General features: G+C 76.6%; 3 protein-coding genes. All 3 read left to right on the forward strand.

The features are described 5' to 3' along the window. Positions 1 to 117 precede the first annotated feature (117 nt). The 3 genes from ADL08_RS08645 (at position 118) to ADL08_RS08655 (ending at position 4,256) form a co-directional block, all read left to right on the forward strand. Positions 118 to 558: an MmpS family transport accessory protein gene (locus ADL08_RS08645; RefSeq protein WP_053641484.1), complete on the forward strand. Its 441-nt coding sequence runs from the start codon at positions 118 to 120 to the stop codon at positions 556 to 558. 123 nt (positions 559 to 681) lie between these two features. Beyond that, positions 682 to 1,839, forward strand: coding sequence for an ATP-binding protein (locus ADL08_RS08650; RefSeq protein WP_053641485.1), 1,158 nt, complete (start codon positions 682 to 684; stop codon positions 1,837 to 1,839). After that, complete coding sequence (locus ADL08_RS08655) at positions 1,836 to 4,256, forward strand: DUF5682 family protein (protein ID WP_234352059.1); 2,421 nt, start codon at positions 1,836 to 1,838, stop codon at positions 4,254 to 4,256. Before ADL08_RS08650 ends, ADL08_RS08655 begins: the two co-directional genes overlap by 4 nt. Positions 4,257 to 4,346 lie beyond the last annotated feature (90 nt).

Raw genomic sequence — 4,346 nt, forward strand, 5'->3', positions numbered from 1 at the left:
AGTCGGGAGCGGGGAGGGGAGGGGGTCGGAAGAGGAGCGGAGGGATTTGACTTTACCCTCCCTTTACGATTCCCTGCGCGAGATCCACGCTCGCATCCACACCCCCGGGGGACCCTCGTGAAGCGCACCGCCCGTACCGTCCGCACCACCCGTACCGTCCGCACCGCCGTCTCGGCCCTCGCCGTCACCGGCCTCGCCCTCGGCCTCGGCGCCTGTTCGGAGGCCGCGGAGAAGGCCGTCGACCAGGTCGACAAGTCCGTGAACGAGACCTACGAGGTCACGTACGAAGTCACCGGCGGCGCGGTCGAGTCCGTCGACTACCACGCCGGCGGCGGCACCGCGACGGAGCCGAAGATCGAGTCGGAGAAGAAGCCCGCCACCCCGTGGAAGAAGACGGTGACCCTGAAGGGGATCATGCCGCCGGCCGTCATGCCGGTCTCGCTCGACCCCTCCGACCTCACCTGCAAGATCACCTACAACGGCAAGGTCATCAAGGAGGCCAAGGCCGAGCAGGCGATGGCGGGCGGCTGCGTCGCCGTCTCCCCGGTCGTCGGCTGACCCCGCCCGCCCGGAGGGCGCACCGGCCCCTCCAACCGCCCCTGACCAGCGGTGACATCGGATTGTCAGTGGCATGGTGCACGGTGGATCGCACAGCAGGTCGAACGATCTGGAGGGGGATCCATGCCCGTGCCCGAAACCATCGCGAAGCCCGGTGGCGGTGCCGAGACGGACACCGCGCCGGGGCGGCCGCAGGCCTCCACCGAGGTCCTGCGACCGCACGCCGAGCACGCCTTCGCCGCCGAACTCGCGGCGCTCGCCGCGGCCGACGACCGGCCGCGGCCCGCCCGCTGGCGCCTCTCGCCCCGGGCCGTCGCCACCTACCTCCTCGGCGGCACGCTTCCCGATGGGACCGTGATCACGCCCAAGTACGTCGGCCCGCGCCGCCTCGTGGAAGTCGCCGTCACCACCCTCGCCACCGACCGGGCGCTGCTCCTCCTCGGCGTCCCCGGCACCGCCAAGACCTGGGTCTCCGAGCACCTCGCCGCCGCCGTCAGCGGCGACTCCACCCTCCTCGTCCAGGGCACCGCCGGCACCCCCGAGGAGGCCGTCCGGTACGGCTGGAACTACGCCCGGCTCCTCGCCCACGGCCCCGACCGGGACGCGCTCGTGCCGAGCCCCGTCATGCGGGCCATGTCCCTGGGCACGACGGCCCGCGTCGAGGAGCTCACCCGCATCCCCGCCGACGTGCAGGACGCCCTCATCACGATCCTGTCCGAGAAGACCCTGCCCGTCCCCGAGCTGGGGGAGGAGGTGCAGGCCGTTCCCGGTTTCAACCTCATCGCCACGGCCAACGACCGCGACCGGGGCGTCAACGAACTCTCCAGCGCGCTGCGCCGCCGCTTCAACACGGTCGTGCTGCCGCTGCCCGCGACCCCCGAGGACGAGGTCGACATCGTCGCCCGGCGCGTCGAGCAGCTCGGACGCTCCCTGGAGCTGCCGGCCCCGCCGGACGGGGCGGCCGAGATCCGCCGGGTCGTCACCGTCTTCCGCGAACTGCGGGACGGAGTCACCGCCGACGGGCGCACGAAGGTCAAGTCCCCCTCGGGAACGCTCTCCACGGCCGAGGCCATCTCCGTCGTCACGGGCGGCCTCGCCCTCGCCGCCCACTTCGGCGACGGCGTCCTGCGGCCCGCGGACGTCGCCGCCGGCATCCTCGGCGCCGTCGTCCGCGACCCGGCCGCCGACCGGGTCGTCTGGCAGGAGTACCTGGAGACGGTCGTCCGGGAGCGGGACGGCTGGAAGGACTTCTACCGCGCCTGCCGCGAGGTGAGCGCATGACGTCGCGCGCCGCCACGACCCCGTCCACCGCCACGACCCCGTCCACCGCTACAGATCCGTCCATCGTCACGAACCCGTCTGCCGTCAGGACCCCGTCCGCCGCCACGACCCCGTCCACCGCCACGACCCCGCCCGGAACCCGTTCCCCGCGTACGTCCTCCGGCGGGCCCCTGCTGCTCGGGGTGCGGCATCACGGGCCCGGGTCCGCGCGCGGGGTGCGGGCCGTCCTGGAGGCGGAGCGGCCCGCCGCGGTGCTGATCGAGGGGCCCGCCGAGGCCGACGCGCTGGTGGAGCTCGCGGCGGACCCGGGCATGCGGCCGCCCGTCGCGCTGCTCGCCCATGCCGTGGACGACCCCGGCCGGGCCGCGTTCTGGCCGATGGCCGAGTTCTCGCCCGAGTGGGTCGCGATCCGCTGGGCCCTGGACCGGGGCGCCGCCGTCCGGTTCGTCGACCTGCCCGCCGCGCACACCCTCGCCGCCGACCCCACCTGGGGCGACGGCGAGGGCGACGAGGAGGCCGCCGGGGAAGGGGTGCGGATCGACCCCGTCGCGGAGCTGGCCGGGGCCGCCGGGTACGAGGACGCCGAGCGCTGGTGGGAGGACGTCGTCGAGCTGCGCGGCGACGGCGACCCCGCCGCCCCGTTCCGGGCCCTCGCCGAGGCCATGGGCGCCCTGCGCGAGGCGTACGGACACGGCGGACACCCCCGCGACCTCGTCCGCGAGGCGCACATGCGGCTCCGACTGCGCGCGGCGCGGAAGGAGTTCGGGGACTCCGTCGCCGTCGTCTGCGGCGCCTGGCACGTCCCCGCCCTCGCCCTGCGCACCACCGTCGCCGCCGACCGGGCCCTCCTCAAGGGCCTGCCCAAGGTGAGGACCGGGACGACCTGGGTCCCCTGGACCCACCGCAGGCTCGCCCGCCGCTCCGGCTACGGCGCCGGCATCGACGCCCCCGGCTGGTACGCGCACCTCTTCACCGCCCCCGACCGGCCCGTCGAGCGCTGGATGACGAAGGTCGCCGGGCTCCTCAGGGCCGAGGACCACCCCGTCTCCTCCGCCCACGTCATCGAGGCCGTCCGGCTCGCCGAGGCCCTCGCCGCCCTGCGCGGCCGCCCGCGCCCCGGCCTCGACGAGACGACCGACGCCGTCCGCGCCGTCCTCTGCGAGGGCTCCGACGTGCCGCTCGCCCTCGTCCGGGACCGCCTCGTCGTCGGGGACGTCCTCGGGGAGGTGCCCGACGATGCCCCCGCCGTCCCCCTCCAGCGCGACCTGACCCGGCGCCAGCGCACCCTGCGCCTCAAGCCCGAGGCGGAGGAGCGCGAACTCGCGCTCGACCTGCGCAAGGAGACGGACGGCGACCGCAGCCGCCTGCTGCACCGGCTGCGGCTCCTCGGCGTCCACTGGGGCGAACCGGCCACCGGCCGGACCGGCACCGGCACCTTCCGCGAGACCTGGCGGCTGCGCTGGGAGCCCGAGCTGCACGTCCGGGTCGCCGAGGCCGGTGTCTGGGGCACCACCGTCGAGACCGCCGCCACCGCCAGGGCCGAGGCCCGCGCCCGGGCCGCCACCGCCCTCGCCGACGTCACCGCCCTCGCCGAGGACTGCCTCCTCGCCGGGCTCGCCGACGCGCTCCCCGTCGTCATGCGGGCCCTCGCGGACCGCGCCGCGCTCGACACCGACGTCACCCACCTCGCCCGCGCCCTCCCGGCCCTCGCCCGCTCCCTGCGCTACGGCGACGTCCGGGGCACCGGCACCGCCGCCCTCGGCGAGGTCGCCGCCGGACTCGCCGAGCGGATCTGCGTCGGCCTGCCGCCCGCCTGCGCCGGACTCGCCCCCGACGCCGCCGCACCCCTGCGCGAGCGGATCGACGAGGTCCACCGGGCCCTCGGCCTGCTGCCCGGCGCCGAGGGGATCCGCGAGCGCTGGACCGGCGTCCTGCACCGGATCGCCGCGCACGACCGGGTGCCCGGCCTCCTCCGGGGCCGGGCCGCCCGGCTCCTCCTCGACGAGGGGCGGCTCCCCGAGGACGGGGCCGCCCTCCTCATGGGCCGCGCCCTCTCGCCCGGCGCCCCGCCCCCCGACGCCGCCGCCTGGATCGACGGCTTCGCCGGCGCCGCCTCCGGCGGCGGACTGCTCCTCGTCCACGACGAGCGCCTCCGCGGCCTCGTCGACGCCTGGCTCGCCTCCGTACCGGCCGAGGCGTTCACCGACGTGCTGCCCCTGCTGCGCCGCACCTTCTCGGCGTACGAGCCGGGCGTGCGCCGCACCCTCGGCGAGCTGGCCGCCCGGGGGCCCGGAGCCGGCGGCCCGAGCGCCTCCACGCCCGGCGCGCCCGGCTTCGCCCCCGCCCCCGACCCGGAGCGCGCGGACGCCGTCCTCCCCCTCCTCCACCTCGTCCTCGGCACGGAGGCCTCCGCGTGAACCCCACGACCCGTACGACCGGCGACCCGAGCACGCCCGCCCCCACGCCCCTCATCCCCACGCCCCCCACGCCCGCCCTCCCCGCCGACG

Origin of the sequence: Streptomyces sp. NRRL F-6492 (assembly GCF_001280125.1) — a bacterium.
In the GTDB taxonomy this organism is placed as follows: Bacteria; Actinomycetota; Actinomycetes; order Streptomycetales; family Streptomycetaceae; genus Streptomyces.

Bases quoted from the DNA above. Each gene is read 5' to 3' on its own strand.
- ADL08_RS08650 (WP_053641485.1), top strand. From the start codon at position 682: ATGCCCGTGCCCGAAACCATCGCGAAGCCCGGTGGCGGTGCCGAGACG.
- ADL08_RS08655 (WP_234352059.1), top strand. From the start codon at position 1,836: ATGACGTCGCGCGCCGCCACGACCCCGTCCACCGCCACGACCCCGTCC.